Source organism: Pseudoalteromonas sp. SCSIO 43210 (genome assembly GCF_054133285.1).
Map to the genome: position 1 here is coordinate 4,212,762 of NZ_CP087225.1, position 17,822 is coordinate 4,230,583.

Sequence of the window (17,822 nt, forward strand, 5' to 3'; positions counted from 1 at the left end):
TTCATCATCCATTTAAATTCTAAATATGCTACTTCAAACACTTGTTTAAAAAATTAACTGCTTTGCAGTGCTAAGTGTTCGTCTAGGTTTATTTTAAGTGGTATTTGTATACAAATAGTAGCGCCGCCATTAGTGTTATTTAAGGCTGTAATATTACCTTGATGCAAAGAAACAAACTCCCTACATAATGCAAGGCCTAACCCTGTTCCACCAGCTCCGCTATTGGTTTTACTGCTTTGTACAAATTTAGTGAAAATGTCTTCAAGTTCATCCTCAGGTATACCAATACCATTATCGATAACGGCTATTACTGCAAACTCGTTCTCAGATGCCAATTCCACTTTAATTTTACTTTTTGGCTCACTAAACTTTAATGCGTTACCTAATAAATTACACATTAATTGATTAATTTGTTCCTCATCACACAGAGCGACTACCGGGTTAGACTGCACTGAAAAAATGATTTCAATCTCTTTTTCCATTGCAGTTCCAGCGACATCATCAATACTCGTTCTAATGATATTAGCTAAATTATGTGTTCTAGGATTGAAAGGAAATTTACCCACATCAAGCTTGGATAGATCCAGTAAATTATTAAGTAATGAAAGTAACCGTTCTCCACTGGATTCAATTCGAGACAAGTACTTAAATAATTTTTCTTCCGCAAAATCACCAACCTCTAATTTATTTAAGCCAAAACGAGAAAAGCTTAAAATTGAATGCATTGGTGTGCGAAGTTCGTGAGACATGTTTGCTAAAAATTCTGATTTACTCAAATTGGCGGCTTCAGCCACATTTTTAGCGTGCTCTAACTGTGAGGTACGCGCTCTAACTTGTTCTTCTAAAATATCTTTTGCTTCAAGTAGCAACTCTTCTTTTTGTTTTAAGTGCGTTACATTTTTAAAAATAACTGCCAGCGCAATTTCACCATGATGATCTATTTCATTAAAAGATCCCACAAGAGGTATATAACCCCCTAGTGTTTTTGTTAAACGTAAATCGCAACTAAACTGTCGATTACTATTTAAAGTCAAAATTTTATCTTTAATTCCTGCGCTTGAATCAACATCTAAAAAATCAAAAAGAGACTTACTTTCTAATTCATTAAACGGTAAATCAAATAGTTTTAAGCAAGCATCATTCGCTTCGATAACTTTACCACCGCGCTCAAATAACATAATTGCATCGGGTGTATGCTTATAAATAACTTGTAATAAGCTATCCTTTTCAATAAGCGCATCTACGGTGTCTTGAAGCCTTTCTACTAACTCTGCATTATGTCGTTTCAATAATTCGGTTTGCCATAGCTTATGGACCGACTGCAAAAGAATACTATCGTTAAGGGGTTTAATGAGTACATCTTCAACTCCCTCACGAATAGCCTCAATCATGGACACTTGATCAGGGCGTGACGTAAAAAGTAAACACCTACAATGTGGCTGCTTTAATTTTAGGCTAGAAAATATACCTAACCCAGTTACATCACCAAAACTAAAATCACTAATTAATATATCAATTTTAGTATCAACGGATATTGCCAATACTTCATCTAAATTTGTCGCGGTGTGGGTGTTTATATGAGCGCCTACTAAGCTGCTTTTCATTTTTTCAAGACGCTCAGGTATATGATCAACCAGTAAAATAGTGGGTAATTGAAGAATATGGTTAGAGCCAAGCTCTAATAAACTCTCAAGTAGAGAAGTTATCTCCTTATTAGAAAAAAATGGGTAAACTACAGTTGCATTAGCAACAGCATGATTAAGCTCACTAAATGCGTTTAGTTGTTCACCATTTTCAGCTTTTGGAGCAAGCAACATAAACCGTGATTGTGAGACCTTAGCAATCAACGGTTCAATAGAAATAACAGGTACTCCATGCGCCACTATAATTAAATCATACGCATCAGCATTTATATGCATATCGAGCATAGAAAAATGAATTAATTCAACCTCACATCCAATTAACTCTAAAAGTACTTTTACTCGCATTGCGATAATAGTGCTGCTGTCTACTACTAATATTTTCCGAATCATCAAGCTACACTTTAAAAATAATTAACTTAATATATTAATAGCGTAGCCTATTATTGTTTAGTTAGCATAGGTTCTTAGCGTTATTTCATAAGAATTTTTACCTAAAAGAGATACGAACTTTATTCTACATGTTTTCCGAAAATAGTAAGGCTATAAAGCTTACTATCCATCATAGCGACATTGGGTAACTCTCCCCAAACATCGAAGCCAAAATGTTTAAATAGATTTACACTTGGTAAGTTGTGGCTAAAAATAAATCCTAGCAATACGCGTATATTTAGTTGTTTAGCTTGGATTTGTGCAAATTCCATCAATTTTTTGCCAAGCCCTTTACCTTGTGCTTTTGCGGTAATATATATGCTCATTTCAACAGTACCATCGTAAGCTGGGCGACCATAAAATGATTTATAACTAAGCCATGCGAGTATTTTGTTATTCTCACAGTAAACATAAATAGGTCTTTTTTGTGTATGGCTATTAAACCACTCACGCTTTTCTTCAACGGTCACTTCTTCAGTGTCAGCAGTCACCATTCGACCAGCAATAGTCTCGTTGTAAATTGCTACGATTTCGCTAAGATCATTTATAGTTGCTAAACGGGTTGTCATAATAGATTGCATGGTTGATCAATTTTCTCCATATTAGCGTATGATCATCCACTCAAACAATCGTAAAGTTTAGGTCGTTAGCTATGCTAAAAAAAATATTACTCGGGTTAGGGGTTTTATTAATAAATACACCACTTCATGCTCAAACAGAATCAATTGATAAGCACGTGGCCACAACATGCCAAGATTTTACTAACGTCAATATACGTAAGTTACGTTCTGAAGAGTCAATCAACTTATGTCAGTTTAAAAATAAGCCTTTATTGATCGTTAATACAGCCAGTAACTGCGGTTTCACACCTCAATTTAAAGGTTTAGAAGCACTTTATAAACAATATAAAAATCAGGGGTTAGTTGTCTTAGGGTTTCCTTCTGACGATTTCTTTCAAGAAGAAAATGATGAAAAAGCGACAGCTAAAGTCTGCTTTATTAATTATGGGGTTACTTTTCCTATGTTTGCTACCAGTGAAGTACGAGGCAGTGATGCCAATCCTATTTTTAAACACCTAAATGAGCAAACTAGTTCCCCTAATTGGAATTTTTATAAATACCTAGTATCTGCAGATCGCAAAACAATTTTACGATTTAACAGCAAAGTGTCACCTAACTCAGAAAAGATGATTACGGCAATTGAAAATACACTTTCTAATAATTAAGTTTATACTGGTACAATTAGTTGAAACTAACTAGAATGACATTTCATTAGGTTAAAAAAACACCACATAAATAAGCGGGAGATTTTATGACAGTGGCAAGCGCACGACACATATTAGTAGATAGCGAAGCACAATGCTTAGACTTAAAAACAAAAATTGAACAAGGTGAAGATTTTGCTGAATTAGCAAAAAACCACTCTAACTGTCCTTCAGGTCAAGATGGCGGCGCCCTTGGCGAGTTTGGACCGGGCATGATGGTACCAGAATTTGATAAAGTGGTGTTTTCTGCGCCTATTAACCAAGTACAAGGCCCAGTACAAACACAATTTGGTTATCATTTACTTGAAGTTACTAGCCGTTCAGAATAAATTTTTGTATTGTAAGTAAAACTTCTAAAAGCCGCTTTTGCGGCTTTTTTAATGAGCAATTAATACCAACTTTCTTATACCAATCCGCAATAATACTTAATCAATCTGAGATATCAAATCTGACGCTAGCTACGTTAAAAACTTCTGATATAGAACAAATAACGAAATTTTTCCTTGTTATCGACACGATTTTCTTACTTCAAAATAGATTATTTAATTAAGCGAATTGGTATTATATATGGTGTCTATTTAACGATAAGGAAACTGCGCTAGAACTAAGCAAGAATTTTTACTAATATATTGAACCATAATGGTATTTAAATTTATTGTTCTCTAGGAGCTATTTAATCGCGGCGTAAGGTTTATAACCTAATGGGCTAAGTAAAAACCGAGCAACAAAGAATAAATAGCCCTAGACAGAACCCTACGGGCTGAGGGATCCCCACTTTATCCAGCGGCCTCTTTTTGATAATTAAAAATAAAGTTTTTTAAACTTTTTTCTATATAGCTTTGTGTAATACGTCTCTTACATAGCTTTATGACTTGCTTGGCTAAGGTTAAAAATGAAAGAACTCGGCGATTCTTAACACTATTTGCTTGAAATTTTATATGCCACTTTCTTTTTTCTGCTTCACACCCTATAAACCATAACGCAGTGCTCGCTATTGTGGCTATCAAGCATAATATTCCTATTCTATTTATGCCGGTGCTTTTACTAAAACGCCACGAAAAACCATATCTCAAACTTTTGTCATCGCGGAAATTTTGCTCTATTTGCATTCTTTTACTATATAAACCAACTACTCGCTTACTCGTCATTGTATTGTCTGATGTCGCGAGTAACCATGGCTCTTTCGCTAAGTTTTGATACATTTTTGTATCTTTCGTAAATCTGCTTTTTCCTTTTCTTCCTTTATTTTTTCCATGATATACGTGTAAAAATGCATCGCATGCTGTCGGGCTGGACTGAGTTAGTCTTGCTTGACCTAACGCCTTTGGTATATCGCTGGCACCAGCCCTAAGTTGTTTTAATGTATGCCATTGTGATTGCATGGCTAGTTTACACTTCATTGAGCCTCTTAATCGACCTATCATATGCCAACCAAGTTCGCGTACTTTACTATACCAAGGCGTAAGAAAGCCGCCGTCTGTTACAATATAGACACTAGGATGTCGTCCAAGTACTTCATAAAGTTCATCTAAAAACAGGCTGTTGGTTGCTGGGCTATCAAAATTCTTCTGCTCAACAATCATGTTATAAATCACGATAGAGCGCCCATCCACAAGTAAGCTTGCTCGCAGTAAGTGATAGTCGTGACCACAGGCACCGCTCCAGTCAACGGCAATTGCAAGCATTGGTAAAGAGTCGATAATAGGATGAGCTAATGCTTTATAGATAGCGACCCTTTCATTGTAGAGGTGAGTATTTTTTAAGAAGCGATCAACGCGTTTTATTTTATGTTTTACATCCACAGCGCCAGACAAATTTCTGCCGATTTCAGTTAAGGTAAGTTTATTGCCCGAAATTAATGCATTACTGCAGCTTAGTAATGTTTTTACTCTGGCATTATTGAATGGCGCTAATGCATGTTTAAAGTACTTATGGCAAACTGATGTGTCAGGCATAGCAGTTGTGACTTATGTGGGTTGTGGTGATTTACATAAGATCATAAATTGCTGTGCCTGTCACGTTTTGGGGATTCGTCAGCCCTACGGGCAGCACATGTTTAACCTCGAAAGATAAACAGGTCCTAGCCAGAGGTTTTCAGTGAAAACAAGGCAAGTTTACGCGCCAATAGTGGGCCAATTACAAGTAAGTTCAACGCAGTTAGCGTTAAAAATAACTGACTAGGGTAAGTTTATTATCCAGAATTCAGATTACTTACGCTTTAATTTCATAAAATGAACATATTGTTGAAACATTAAACTATTTAACTGCCCATTTAACTGGTGATGAATTTAAAGGCTGTGAATGCTTCAACATCAGTTTATACTGCCCGCTTGATTGGATTTGCTTTCGTTTGTTGACTCATTTTTGCCAACATTCGTAATTTATTGCTTTTCATAAGTAATATAACCAACGCCAAGCAGCTATAGATACTAATCCTAGTCACTAATTAAAAAGGTAAACACATGAGCGATATCGAAATTGAATCACAACTAGTTAACTTTGTAGAAAAAGTACGTGTTAGCGAAGTAATTTGGGCGCTAGGTGCAGAAGATAATGGCTTTGTAGTATGTGATTCAAATCAATTTGACGAAACTGACGTATTACTACTTTGGGAAAGCGAAGAAGCTGCTAAGGCACAATGTAAAGAAGAATGGAAAGACTACAGCCCTGTAGAAATTAATCTTGACGAGTTTTTAGATGCTTGGGTTGAAGATTTAAGCGAAGATAACGCACTAGTTGGTATTAATTGGAATGATGACCAAGTATGTGTGGAAATTGAACCTGTTGGTCTAGCTCGCGCATTAAGCGAATAAACAGATAGCGTAGCTTATTATAAAGTTACTGAAACCCAACGAGTCCCGCTGCTCGTTGGGTTTAATTGATTTTAACCTCAACGACACTCGCATCTTACTGTGGTTTGAGTATAAAATATAATACGTCATTATTTTCAAGGTATTGCGTTGAAAACCCATCTTGGCCGTCGCCCTTTTTCAGCTATGGAGCTGCATACACTTTATAATGGATATATATACGGTGATGTTAAAGTTATCCGCGAGCAACCAAAACATTGGCACTTTTGGCTGCCCTTAATTTCATATTATAGTGGTGCTTACAGTGACGAAATTGGTTACTTAACACTTGATGATCTAATCTTTAAACAAAATATTTTATGTTTTAGTTTTCATACTCACGGAAAAATAAAGCCCCGCTTAGTCCCTGTACACAAAGCGCTTATAAATTATGGTCTTAATGAATATATAGCGTTTATTAAATCGCAAAATCAACACCGATTGATGTTCGACTTGCCCGCAAAAACTGGCAGGTACAGTGAAAAAGTGCGTATTTGGTTTTCAGGTGAAGGTGAGCGAGCCGGCTATTTACAAAAGTGTGATATACCAAATGTTGATCAACTCGGCATGAAAACAGCAATAAGCAGCTTACGCCTCAACTTTGAGCAACAAGTTCGTATACATGCTCTGCAGGCTAACTCGAAAGACGCCTTTAATTACCTCATGGGATTTAACGAATATTCACATAATGAATTTAACAACGTGCTTTTATTAAATAACGTGATCCAAAAAATACGTGTTATTAACTCACACCTGCATTGGCAACGTTTTATAACACGTGAAAGTCACTGACAAACTTTGTTACTATTTCCCCTTAAAGTCACTGTTATAATCAATTACTCTATTTAAAAAAGCTGTTAGGATATCCACATCCCTAATTATATACGCATAAAAAAGCCTATTTAGGGTAATTTCTAACAACAACAATCTAGGGATCATTATGTTTCTCAAAAGCCTCTTAACTGTGAGCGTTGCGCTGGCAATGAATGCTGCAAACGCTAACGAATTTGTTATCGAAAAACTCGCAAAACCAAGCTCGCAAAAAGTATCGCTAACACTCGACCCAAGCCAAGATACATTCACAGGGATGACAGAGATTTCCCTAGAAGTACTAAAACCAACAAAATACATTGAGCTAAATGGCGTTGCTTACGCTGTTAAAATGGCGCAACTGCTTGGTGATGAAAACTGTGATTTAAACAATGAAATGCTTAAAACAGGCAAAGTTAAATTTAGTTGTGATGAGCAAATTCAACCAGGTAAATACACGCTTAAAGTTGATTTTTCAGCGCCATATAATCGCCAAAGCGTAGGCTTGTACAAAACGCTAGACCAAGGTACGCCTTATTTATTTACTCAGTTTGAAATGAGCGACGCGCGTCGTGCGTTTCCTGTTTTTGACGAACCTAGCTATAAAATTCCATTTCAGTTAACGATTACTGCGCCTACATCACAAAAAGTATATTCAAATACGCCTGAGCTTAAAGCAATCGTTAATGGTGATATGACCACACACTACTTTGATAAAACGCCGCCAATTCCTTCATACTTAGTCGCTATGGCTGTTGGCCCGTTTGAAGAATTAGAAATAAAAGGTATGCCAATTCCTGGTCGTGTAATTACCCCACAAGGTAAAATCCACTTAGCCCAATACGCTAAAGAAAACATGCCAAAAGTACTAGGCGCACTTGAAGCCTATTTTGGTATTCCTTACGTTTACAAAAAATTAGACTCAGTAGCGGTACCAGAGTTTCCATTTGGCGCAATGGAAAACTCCGGCTTAGTAACCTACCGAGAAGATATTTTATTAGTTGATTTAGCTGCAGCAACACGCAGTAAAAAACAGCGTAATGTATCAATTATAGCTCACGAACTTGCTCACCAATGGTACGGTAACTTAGTAACCATGAAGTGGTGGAACGACTTATGGTTAAATGAAGCATTTGCTAGCTGGATGGCTGCAAAAATTACTAAGCAGCTTAACCCTGAGTTTGAATCGCACTTAGACCTGCCACAAAACAACGTAATGGCACTTGATGCACGACTAAGTACCAAGCCTATTCGTAAGCCAATTAAAACCGAAGCCGACATTATGGACGGTTTAGGTCTTGCTTACAGTAAAGGCAGCTCAGTACTTGCCATGGTTGAAAACTGGATTGGCGAAGACGCATTTCAAAAAGGTATTCAAAGCTACTTAAAAGAGTTTTCATATAAAAATGCTGAAGCAGCCGATTTGTGGGAAGCACTTGGTAAAGCATCAAATAAAGACGTAGCGAGTGTTTTAAAATCGTTTATTGAGCAATCTTCTTTCCCACTAGTTAAAGTAACTCAACAAGGTAGCAAAGTAACTATTTCACAAAGCCGCTTTGTAAACGCAGGCGTTGATGCGCCGGAGCAGTTATGGAATGTACCGGTGGCAATTAAATATGGCGCTGGCGATAAAGTAAAAACTGCAAACGTATTACTTAATAAACAAAGCCAAACACTAGATTTAGACTTTGAACCAGAGTGGATTTATCCTGACCAAGGTGCACTAGGCTACTACCGCTGGGTAATGGATGATGCACAATTTAGCGCACTTGTTAAAAAGGCGCCAAGCGTACTGAGTGACCGTGAACGCTTAGCGTTACTGTCTGCTACTGATGCGCTACTTGATGCTGGTGTTATATCTGCTGCTAAGTTAATGCAAACACTTGAAGTGTTCGTAAGCGATAGCCACCCTCGCGTAGCAAATACCGCACTAGGTTACTTAGTATCGCAACAGCGCACTTTTAAAGACGATAGCAATAAAGACCTATGGCCTGAATTTATTCGCGGTGCAGTAACGCCTGCTGCTAAAAAGTATGGTTTAGAAGCAAAAGCGGGTGAAGATGGTGCTATTGCACAACTTCGTGCAGCCGTTGTATCACGCTTAGGTTTTGATGGTGAAGATCAAAACGTCATCAATAAAGCCAAAGAACAAACGCAAGTTTATTTAAATGATCCACAAAAAGTAGACCCATACTTAGCGGGTACGTACTTAACTCTTGCTGCTTTTCATGGTGACAAAGCGCTGCTTGATCAATTCATGACAACGTTCAAAACAACTAAAGATCCGCAAGTGCGCACAAACATGCTTGCAGCTATGGGCTTTTTTGGTAAACCTGAGTTACAAAAAACAGTATTAGCTTATAGCTTAACGGATGAAGTAACGGCATCTGACATGCGTACTATTTTGTCAGGTCAAAGTTACACAGATGAGCGCCAAGCATTATTTATTGATTGGGTTTACAGTAACTACGATAAAGTAACAGCAAGCTTACCGCCGTTCTTTATACCTAACTTACCTTACTTTACAACTGCGAGTTGTGATGCAGAAAGCTTAGCGACAACAAAAACCTTCTTTAACGAAAAAGTAGCTGATGTAGCAGGCTACGCGCGCACATTAAGTAAGCTTGAAGAAAGCACAAACGATTGTATCGCGCTTAAAACACGTGAACTTGAATCGGTTAATAGCTTCTTAAAAAGTAAGTAATTATTAGGTTTATTGAGCTATAAAAATACAAAAGCCGCTGAATATAAATTCAGCGGCTTTTTACTTTTTATATAAAATTAGTTGCCAATAATCATAGTTAGCTTGGCTATAAAATCTTTGGCTGCTTGCTCAGAGTTTATTTTAAACGCAACACCGTAGTGAATAGGTTGAGCGCTTTTAAAAATGCGCGTAGGAAAGCGTGTCATCTCACTGCTATGGAAGTACCCTTGCGCACGCGTTACGCCATCTATATCATTAAAATCATCGCTAAATACTTCAAATGCTGGGCGAATTACTATTTTACCCTTGCCGCTTTCGCTGTGGGTATAAAATGCTTCTTTAGAGTTTACTAACATGTACTCTGCAATATTTTTAATCTTAAAATTACTTCTGCACTGTAATTTAATGAGCTGTTCTGTCAGCTCGTCTGCACTATAAGCCACGTGTAATCCCTATTAGTTAATTTGCGTATTAGATTAACGCATACACACAATAAAATCTGAATTTATTTGTCTATTTTACTTTGTTATATCACATACAAAAGCGAGTTTTTCATTGTTGTAACTCATTCTTGTTATATTTTTTTCGCAGTAGGTGCTTAAATTAAGCCATTGCGATACTTCATCACTTCCATCAAGTTTACGCTGATAAACGCGGTTTTTAATAGCATAAGCAATGGTCGTATTATCTTTTAAAATAAAATCTTGAACTTGAGCCGGTAACCTTAATAGGTCTTCAACTTGTTTATCTTGTGGATTAAAACTCGCTAAAATGTGTTGCTCGTTTTTAGTGTAACTAAATAAAAATGCAGCTGTAGAGTTGTTATAAATAAGCGTTCGACCAATATTACTGGCTGCTATTTCCCCCTTCGCTTGTGCAACAGAAGTATATTGAAGAGTATGAGGCTTTCCTAAAATGAACATCACTAAATCATTTTGAACACCCCATGCATGGTATCCAACAGGTTCAATCCAATCAAAAATACGACTTGGCGCATCTTCATTTTTGAGTGGGTATTGCCACAATTTTTGCTTACCGTCAGCTTCTACAACAATCGCTGATATCGCATCACCACTTGGCATAACCGTTGGTGAATATTCGCTTACTGGAGAATTAGTTATATTGCTGATTTGTTTTGATGTTAAGTCATAATAAGCAATATCGGTTTGGCTTTGCTCATCAGTAATTACTTCATGAGTAAAGTATAAACCTGTATTTGTTAAATGTGGCTGGTTGTTATAACTGTTTTTATCACTCACAATACTAACTTGTAAGCCATAAGGCGTATTTAAATCAGCAAGTAATACTTGGCTTTTTGGCATGCTAGCCTGCACCACAATTGGGCTAAGCGCTGCTATAGAAAATAATCCAAGTAATGGTTTAATAAGTTTCATGCTTTCTCTCGTTTTAATTTTAAGCACCTCATGATAACGTTATTTGCTGATGGCGTCACTTGAGCTAAGTCAGTCAACTCTTAAGATACCCAAACGACTTAAAATAATGTTAAGTTTAGTCTGGTTATAAAATCGGCTCCTAAAAAAGAGAATTAACATGTCAGCTAAAAATCCTATTATTGCGATTACGGGTTCGTCTGGTGCAGGCACAACCACCACAACCAATGCAATTAAACATATTTTTCGTAGCCTTAATATTGAAGCGGCTTTTATCGAAGGGGATAGCTTTCATCGTTACACTCGCCCTGAAATGGATAAAAAAGTACGCGAAGCACAGCAAGAAGGTAAGCACATAAGTTACTTTGGCCGAGAAGCCAATGACTTTGGTGCCCTCGAAACTTTATTTAATCATTATGGTGAAACTGGGCAAGGTAAATTACGCCGCTATTTACATACATTTGATGAAGCGGTTCCGTACAATCAGTTACCGGGCACCTTTACTCCTTGGCAAGAGCTTGAGCATAATACTGATATTTTATTTTATGAAGGTTTACACGGTGGTGTAGTCGATCAAGATGTAGACGTTGCTAAGCATGTTGATTTATTAATAGGCATGGTGCCTATTATTAACCTTGAGTGGATTCAAAAACTGATACGCGATACCTCTGAGAGAGGTCATTCACGTGAGGCTGTTATGGACTCAATTGTCCGTAGTATGGATGATTACATTAATCACATCACGCCACAGTTTTCTCGAACTCATATAAATTTCCAACGAGTGCCGACCGTTGATACTTCAAATCCATTTAGCGCTAAAGATATTCCATCGCTTGATGAAAGCTTTGTAGTTATTCGCTTTAGAGGTATTGATGATGTTGATTTTCCTTATTATTTACGCATGATCGAAGGCAGTTTTATGTCTCGTATAAATACGCTTGTAGTACCTGGTGGCAAAATGGGCTTAGCAATGGAGCTGGTGCTTACTCCACTAATTAAAGATATTATTTTGAAAAAGCGTGCACTGGAAAACTTAGCACCTCTGGATATACCTATTTAACTCCTCTTCTAAGGTTGAGTTCTCTCACGTACACTGCTGATTTTTAGTAACAATAAGGGACATTGTGTTGTACTCATTAAAAATTATTGTGGGTTCTAAAAACCCTGTAAAAATTAACGCGGCTAAATATATTTTTGCAATGTATTTCCCTGATCATGAAATTGATTGCCAAGGTGTTGATGCACCATCCAATGTGCCCGATCAACCTATTGGCGAAGACGAAACACGCATTGGCGCGCAAAACCGCGTTGATTACTGCAAAGAACATTACCAAGCTCACTATTACGTGGCAATGGAAGGCGGTGCAGAGCAGTTTAGCTATGGCCCAGCAACCTTTGCCTATGTAGTTATTGATAATGCCTTAAATCAAGTTGTAGGGCGCAGCAGTAACCTCCCCTTACCTCAAGTACTTTATAATGCATTACTTAAAGGTGAAGAGCTTGGCGATGTAATGGACAAGGCATTCAATACCACCAATATTAAGCAAAAAGGGGGTGCTATTGGACTACTTACAAACAATCATGCCACGCGTGAAAGTACGTATACACAAGCACTCACTTTAGCTATGGCGCCATTTTTACACTCTGAGCTATACAGCCAAACAAATTAATTTAGGAAGTTTAATGAAATACAGCTATGTATTGTTTGACGCAGACGAAACCTTATTTAGGTTTGATATTTTAGCGGGCATGACTCGCATGTTTAAAGCTTACAACGTAGATTTTAGCCAAGACGATTATATTCATTATCAAAAAACCAATAAGCAGCTGTGGGTTGATTATCAAAACGGTTCTATAACTGCTGATTACTTACAAGTAACTCGCTTTAATGAATGGGCTGCAAAGCTAAATGTGCCAGCAAAAGAGCTGAACGATGCTTTTTTAGATGCTATGGCGCAAATTTGCGAGCCATTACCTGGCGCTATAGAACTTTTAAATAAGCTTAAGCCAAATGCTCGATTAGGTATTATTACTAACGGATTTGCCCGCCTACAAACAGTACGTTTAGAACACACTGGTTTAAAAGATATGTTTGAATGGTTGGTTATATCTGAGCTTGTTGGCATAGCAAAACCGAATAAAGCGATTTTTGAACACACATTTGAGCTAATGGGTAACCCAGATAAAAGCGAGATACTTATGGTCGGTGACACCGCAGCAAGTGACATACTTGGCGGCAACAATGCAGGTATTGATACTTGCTGGTTACAACACCCTGGTGAGCAATTACCCGACGGAATAAAACCAACCTATACCGTAACTCATTTAAATCAGTTACAAGCTATTTTAGAATTGCAATAAAGTAAATTTTACGCAAAAAAATGACGCTAATTAGCGTCATTTTTTATAACTGTTTGCGAACTGTACTTTTATTGCTTTTAGGCTGGAGCTAACTCAAGACCGGGTGCAGGCATCGTCACAGGCGTTTCAAATGTTGCCCACTCCCATGCTGACTCTGTAGCCATAATTTTACGAAGTAATTTATTATTTAAATCATGACCCGATTTAAATGCGGTTACTTTACCTAAAAGGTTATGACCTGTCATAAACATGTCACCAACACAGTCTAATATCTTGTGCTTAACAAACTCGTCGCTATAACGTAAACCATTAGGATTTAAAACTTTGAATTCATCAAGTACCACAGCACTATCCATACTACCACCTAGTGCTAGGTTGTTTGCATGCATGTATTCAATATCTTTCATAAATCCAAAAGTACGCGCACGGCTAATTTCTTCAATAAAGCTTTGCGTTGTTATATCTAACCCTATACGTTGGCGACTTTCGTTGATAGCAGGGTGGTTAAACGCAATCTCAAAGTCGATATGAAAACCATCATAAGGTTCAACTTCAGCCCATTTATCACCTTCTTCAATACGTACTTTTTCTTTAATACGAATAAAGCGTTTAGCAACATTTTGCTCTTCAATTCCGCCTTTTTGTAACAGATATATGAATGGTAATGCACTACCATCCATAATCGGCACTTCTGAGCTGTCTAATTCTACAATTAGATTATCAATGCCCATTGCAGCAACGGCTGCAATAAGGTGCTCAGTAGTCGATAAGCGAACGCCATCTTTGTTAATTAAACAAGTACACAATTGCGTATCACCAACGGCTTCAGGTGTTGTTTCAAAATCAACAACCGGATCAAGGTCGACACGACGAAATACAATCCCAGTATTTGCGCTCGCAGGTCGGAGAGTTATTGTGACCTTCTCACCTTTATGAAGTCCAATTCCTATGGCTTTGACTATTTCTGCAATCGTACGCTGTTTAATCATAGGTTCGCTCACTTTTAAATCAGTTACAGTTAGACGGCGGAGTTTAACATAAATCCTTTTGCCTTTCAATATTTGTACATATTTCAAACAAAAGTATTATTAAATGTTAATCTGCCTGCTTACGTAAAAAAGCTGGAATATCAAAATAATCACCGCCTTCTGATTTATCCGCTTTTTTACCGCTTTGCGCTGAAGAGCTCGAACTACTTGAACTCGTTGAAGGCACTTTTTCTTTGCTTTGCGTTTGTGCTTTAGCAGCATTTTCTTCAGTGTTTGTGTCTTGGCTTGCAAAGCTTGGTACGTACATACTACTTGCTTGGTTTGATGTGCTTGCAACATCAGATCCTGATGCCTTTTTAAAGCCATTATCAACAATACCAAACTGTGGACGACGATCACCGCCTAAACCTGTTGCAACAACCGTTACACGTAGCTCATCAGTCATTTCTGGGTCGATTACCGCACCAACAACAACCGTTGCGTTTTCTGACGCAAGTGCTTTAACGTGATTGCCAACAATTTCAAATTCTTCAATCGCAATGTCCATACCGGCGGTAATATTAACCAAGATGCCTTTAGCACCTGTTAAATCAACGTCTTCTAGTAGTGGGCTTGAGATAGCCGCTTCTGCAGCCTCCTGTGCACGATCAGGACCTGACGCAGACGCCGTTCCCATCATTGCAGTACCCATTGCAGACATTACTGTACGTACATCGGCGAAATCCACGTTAATTAAACCAGAACGTGTAATTAGCTCTGCTATACCCTGTACCGCACCAAATAATACGTCATTAGCTTTAGCGAAGGCATCTAGAAGAGTAGTCCCTTTTCCTAAAACCTTAAGTAATTTATTGTTCGGAATTGTAATAAGCGAATCTACAATTTCTGACAATTCATTAATGCCTTGATCGGCGGCTGCTGCACGTTTTTTACCTTCAAAATCAAAAGGACGTGTTACAACTGCAACTGTTAAAATACCAAGCTCTTTAGCAATTTTAGCAACAACCGGAGCTGCACCAGTACCTGTACCACCGCCCATACCTGCAGCTATGAATACCATGTCGGCGCCTTCAAGGCTGGCACGAATTGTATCGGCGTCTTCTTCAGCCGATTTACGGCCTACTTCAGGATTTGCGCCCGCACCTAACCCTGAGGTTATTTGCGTGCCTAATTGAACTGTAATATCGGCAGCAGAGTTACGTAATGCCTGTGCATCCGTATTAGCAGCAATAAAGCGTACGCCTTCAATCTGTTGTTTTACCATGTGCTCAACAGCGTTACCGCCGCCGCCGCCCACGCCTATCACTTTTATGACAGCTTCTTCGCTGTGTTGTTCCATTATATCAAACATATTTACTCTCCGACTTGAGCATTAAAACTCGCCTTGAAACCATTTTGTAACACGGTTCCATAAATTATTGTTCCCTTCTGCTTTCGACTTTTGTGCATTCATCGATTGCATTGTACGTCCGTATTGTAACAAACCAACAGCAGTTGCGTACGAGGGATCATCTACATAGTCTGTCAAACCAACTATCCCAATTGGTTTTCCTATTCTAACTGGCATTTGGAAAATGTCTTCTGCCACTTCCATTGCACCAGTCATTTTAGCAGTACCACCAGTAACAACGAGGCCTGCAGCAATTTGATCTTCTAAACCAGAACGACGAATCTCTTCCATCGCAAGCTCAAATAATTCTCTAAAACGAGGTTCTACTACCTCTGACAATGTATGGCGTGACATCAATCTTGCTGGTCGTCCGCCAACACTTGGTACTTCAATTGTGTCTTCGCTACTTGCCATTTGGCTACTAGCACATGCGTATTGTACTTTGAGTGACTCTGCATGTGATATAGGTGTACGAAATATTTTTGCAATATCACCTGTAACCTGATTACCAGCAACAGGAATAACGGCAGAATGGCGAAGTGCACCATTAATATAAATAGTGATATCCATAGTACCGCCACCAATATCAAGTACTGCAACACCTAGCTCTTTTTCGTCATCTGTTAATACAGAATAACATGATGCTAGTGCGGTAAAGATAAGTTGATCGACTTCGAGACCACAACGTTCTACACATTTTTCAATGTTTTTTGCCATATCGTTTGAGCAAGTAATGATATGTGCTCGCGCTTCCATACGAACACCACTCATACCAAGTGGGTTTTTAATGCCCTCTTGCATATCAATACTGTATTCTTGCGGCAATGCATGCAGCATTTTACGCTCTGCCGAGATAGGCACAGAGCGTGCAATATGAATGACATTTTCAATATCTTCATCGGTCACTTCAGTGTTGTTAATAGCAACCACACCACTCTCGTTCTGGCACTGAATATGTTTACCAGAGATACCAAGGTACACAGAACTAATACGACAATCAGCCATTAACTCAGCTTCGTCTATAGCTCGTCGAATAGACTCAGATACCAAGTTTAAATCGTTAACGCCGCCTTTATCCATACCACGAGACACTTGGCTGCCCACACCAACAATACTGAGTTTGTTATCTGCGGTGATTTCACCTACCGTGGCAACCACTTTCGAGGTACCAACATCTAATCCAATCACGAGGTTTCTTTCTGCTGACTTAGTCATGCCTTACTCTTATTTTGTAATTGTTCTTCTTGCATTGGCTTAAAGCTTACTGCAAGGCCGGTATCATACCGTAAATCGATTGTATCTATCTGTGCATTTTCAGGATGTTTCATTCTCGGGTAAACATCTATAAAGCGCTGAACTCGCTTGGCTTTATCTTTACGCCCTAAATTTAAACGTACACCATTATCTAACCACAGTTGCCATGAAAAACGCTCAGACAACGCTAAACTATTTAATGTTAACGCATTTACTTTAAGCATTTCATCAAACTGTTTAAAAGCTAACCATGCTTCTTGTTCACTGCCTTCTGGCCCGAATAATTGCGGTAAATCTACATTTAGTTTATCGCTACTAGCCTGAAAAGCTTCACCTTTTTGATTTAGTAATAAATCACTATTCCAATGTGCCACAGCATCATGCTCAACAACATATACTTGCAAAGTATCTGGCCATTGCTTACGTACTGATACTGTCGCAACCCAAGGTAAGTCTTGCACCAGTTGTTGCACATGTTTTACATCAAGTTCAAAAAAACTACTTAAATCGGCTCTTTTTATTGCTTTTATTATTGCCGTTTCATCAGTGTACTTAGGATGCCCTTGCACTGTTAAATGCTTAATTTGAGCATCTTTGTTTTCAACTAACCAATGCGAAATCCCCGCCGTGATCTGTATTAAGCCAATCACAACAATTAGAAAAAAGCTCACACCAAAAATGAGCGACCAATTTAGTTGCTGTTTGATTTTCTGAGCTTTTTCTAAAAGGGGGTGCATA

The 17,822-nt window shown here is 38.1% G+C and carries 17 protein-coding genes; 8 read left to right on the forward strand and 9 right to left on the reverse strand.

The features are described 5' to 3' along the window. Positions 1-53: 53 nt before the first annotated feature. Both LOS73_RS18365 and LOS73_RS18370 read right to left on the reverse strand, forming a co-directional pair. Entirely contained in the window at positions 54-2,033 is a 1,980-nt protein-coding gene (locus LOS73_RS18365; protein WP_033029924.1) for an ATP-binding protein, read from the reverse strand. 119 nt (positions 2,034-2,152) lie between these two features. Further along, complete coding sequence (locus LOS73_RS18370; protein ID WP_033015403.1) at positions 2,153-2,641, reverse strand: GNAT family N-acetyltransferase; 489 nt, start codon at positions 2,639-2,641, stop codon at positions 2,153-2,155. Between the two features lie 83 nt (positions 2,642-2,724). Here LOS73_RS18370 and LOS73_RS18375 point away from each other — a divergent pair, with 83 nt between their 5' ends. Both LOS73_RS18375 and LOS73_RS18380 read left to right on the forward strand, forming a co-directional pair. After that, positions 2,725-3,297, forward strand: coding sequence for a glutathione peroxidase (locus LOS73_RS18375; RefSeq protein ID WP_033029923.1), 573 nt, complete (start codon positions 2,725-2,727; stop codon positions 3,295-3,297). Between the two features lie 86 nt (positions 3,298-3,383). Further along, positions 3,384-3,665: a peptidylprolyl isomerase gene (locus LOS73_RS18380; protein WP_007376961.1), complete on the forward strand. Its 282-nt coding sequence runs from the start codon at positions 3,384-3,386 to the stop codon at positions 3,663-3,665. Between the two features lie 447 nt (positions 3,666-4,112). Here LOS73_RS18380 and LOS73_RS18385 read toward each other — a convergent pair whose 3' ends face one another. Further along, the gene (locus LOS73_RS18385) at positions 4,113-5,291 is read right to left on the reverse strand and encodes an IS4 family transposase (protein WP_096792381.1); all 1,179 of its coding nucleotides are present in this window, start codon (positions 5,289-5,291) and stop codon (positions 4,113-4,115) included. Positions 5,292-5,798: 507 nt separating this feature from the next. Here LOS73_RS18385 and LOS73_RS18390 point away from each other — a divergent pair. The 3 genes from LOS73_RS18390 (at position 5,799) to LOS73_RS18400 (ending at position 9,699) form a co-directional block, all read left to right on the forward strand. Next, complete coding sequence (locus LOS73_RS18390; RefSeq protein WP_007376962.1) at positions 5,799-6,149, forward strand: DUF2750 domain-containing protein; 351 nt, start codon at positions 5,799-5,801, stop codon at positions 6,147-6,149. A 147-nt stretch (positions 6,150-6,296) separates the two neighbouring features. Beyond that, positions 6,297-6,977: a hypothetical protein gene (locus LOS73_RS18395; protein WP_457934095.1), complete on the forward strand. Its 681-nt coding sequence runs from the start codon at positions 6,297-6,299 to the stop codon at positions 6,975-6,977. A 148-nt stretch (positions 6,978-7,125) separates the two neighbouring features. Further along, positions 7,126-9,699, forward strand: a complete 2,574-nt coding sequence (locus LOS73_RS18400; RefSeq protein ID WP_457934096.1) for a M1 family metallopeptidase — start codon at positions 7,126-7,128, stop codon at positions 9,697-9,699. A gap of 77 nt (positions 9,700-9,776) precedes the next feature. Here LOS73_RS18400 and LOS73_RS18405 read toward each other — a convergent pair whose 3' ends face one another. Beyond that, a complete protein-coding gene (locus tag LOS73_RS18405; RefSeq protein WP_007376965.1) occupies positions 9,777-10,142 on the reverse strand; it encodes a hypothetical protein in 366 nt (121 codons plus the stop codon). A 75-nt stretch (positions 10,143-10,217) separates the two neighbouring features. Further along, positions 10,218-11,093: a hypothetical protein gene (locus tag LOS73_RS18410; protein ID WP_457934097.1), complete on the reverse strand. Its 876-nt coding sequence runs from the start codon at positions 11,091-11,093 to the stop codon at positions 10,218-10,220. A gap of 157 nt (positions 11,094-11,250) precedes the next feature. Here LOS73_RS18410 and LOS73_RS18415 point away from each other — a divergent pair, with 157 nt between their 5' ends. The 3 genes from LOS73_RS18415 to yjjG all read left to right on the forward strand — a co-directional run bounded on the left by LOS73_RS18415 (position 11,251) and on the right by yjjG (position 13,451). Beyond that, entirely contained in the window at positions 11,251-12,150 is a 900-nt protein-coding gene (locus LOS73_RS18415) for a phosphoribulokinase (protein WP_007376967.1), read from the forward strand. A gap of 64 nt (positions 12,151-12,214) precedes the next feature. Then, positions 12,215-12,760 carry an inosine/xanthosine triphosphatase gene (yjjX, locus tag LOS73_RS18420; protein WP_086007036.1) on the forward strand — a complete coding sequence of 182 codons (546 nt, stop codon included), beginning with the start codon at positions 12,215-12,217 and terminating at the stop codon, positions 12,758-12,760. A 13-nt stretch (positions 12,761-12,773) separates the two neighbouring features. Beyond that, complete coding sequence (yjjG, locus tag LOS73_RS18425) at positions 12,774-13,451, forward strand: pyrimidine 5'-nucleotidase (RefSeq protein ID WP_007376969.1); 678 nt, start codon at positions 12,774-12,776, stop codon at positions 13,449-13,451. 77 nt (positions 13,452-13,528) lie between these two features. On the opposite strand, the gene lpxC is transcribed toward yjjG, so the two are convergent. The 4 genes from lpxC to LOS73_RS18445 form a co-directional block, all read right to left on the reverse strand. Then, the gene (gene lpxC / locus LOS73_RS18430) at positions 13,529-14,440 is read right to left on the reverse strand and encodes a UDP-3-O-acyl-N-acetylglucosamine deacetylase (RefSeq protein WP_007376970.1); all 912 of its coding nucleotides are present in this window, start codon (positions 14,438-14,440) and stop codon (positions 13,529-13,531) included. Positions 14,441-14,546: 106 nt separating this feature from the next. After that, on the reverse strand, positions 14,547-15,791 hold the full coding sequence (gene ftsZ, locus LOS73_RS18435; RefSeq protein WP_457934098.1) for a cell division protein FtsZ: 1,245 nt from the start codon (positions 15,789-15,791) through the stop codon (positions 14,547-14,549). A gap of 21 nt (positions 15,792-15,812) precedes the next feature. Then, the gene (gene ftsA / locus LOS73_RS18440) at positions 15,813-17,045 is read right to left on the reverse strand and encodes a cell division protein FtsA (protein WP_033023600.1); all 1,233 of its coding nucleotides are present in this window, start codon (positions 17,043-17,045) and stop codon (positions 15,813-15,815) included. Continuing rightward, on the reverse strand, positions 17,042-17,821 hold the full coding sequence (locus tag LOS73_RS18445) for a cell division protein FtsQ/DivIB (protein ID WP_033029914.1): 780 nt from the start codon (positions 17,819-17,821) through the stop codon (positions 17,042-17,044). The genes ftsA and LOS73_RS18445 overlap by 4 nt, the downstream gene beginning before the upstream one ends. Position 17,822 lies beyond the last annotated feature (1 nt).

Coding starts and splice junctions, on each gene's coding strand:
- LOS73_RS18365 (WP_033029924.1), bottom strand. CDS start 2,033: ATGATTCGGAAAATATTAGTAGTAGACAGCAGCACTATTATCGCAATG.
- LOS73_RS18400 (WP_457934096.1), top strand. CDS start 7,126: ATGTTTCTCAAAAGCCTCTTAACTGTGAGCGTTGCGCTGGCAATGAAT.
- LOS73_RS18370 (WP_033015403.1), bottom strand. CDS start 2,641: ATGACAACCCGTTTAGCAACTATAAATGATCTTAGCGAAATCGTAGCA.
- yjjG (WP_007376969.1), top strand. CDS start 12,774: ATGAAATACAGCTATGTATTGTTTGACGCAGACGAAACCTTATTTAGG.
- ftsA (WP_033023600.1), bottom strand. CDS start 17,045: ATGACTAAGTCAGCAGAAAGAAACCTCGTGATTGGATTAGATGTTGGT.
- ftsZ (WP_457934098.1), bottom strand. CDS start 15,791: ATGTTTGATATAATGGAACAACACAGCGAAGAAGCTGTCATAAAAGTG.
- LOS73_RS18445 (WP_033029914.1), bottom strand. CDS start 17,821: ATGCACCCCCTTTTAGAAAAAGCTCAGAAAATCAAACAGCAACTAAAT.
- LOS73_RS18410 (WP_457934097.1), bottom strand. CDS start 11,093: ATGAAACTTATTAAACCATTACTTGGATTATTTTCTATAGCAGCGCTT.
- lpxC (WP_007376970.1), bottom strand. CDS start 14,440: ATGATTAAACAGCGTACGATTGCAGAAATAGTCAAAGCCATAGGAATT.
- LOS73_RS18390 (WP_007376962.1), top strand. CDS start 5,799: ATGAGCGATATCGAAATTGAATCACAACTAGTTAACTTTGTAGAAAAA.
- LOS73_RS18375 (WP_033029923.1), top strand. CDS start 2,725: ATGCTAAAAAAAATATTACTCGGGTTAGGGGTTTTATTAATAAATACA.
- LOS73_RS18415 (WP_007376967.1), top strand. CDS start 11,251: ATGTCAGCTAAAAATCCTATTATTGCGATTACGGGTTCGTCTGGTGCA.
- LOS73_RS18385 (WP_096792381.1), bottom strand. CDS start 5,291: ATGCCTGACACATCAGTTTGCCATAAGTACTTTAAACATGCATTAGCG.
- LOS73_RS18380 (WP_007376961.1), top strand. CDS start 3,384: ATGACAGTGGCAAGCGCACGACACATATTAGTAGATAGCGAAGCACAA.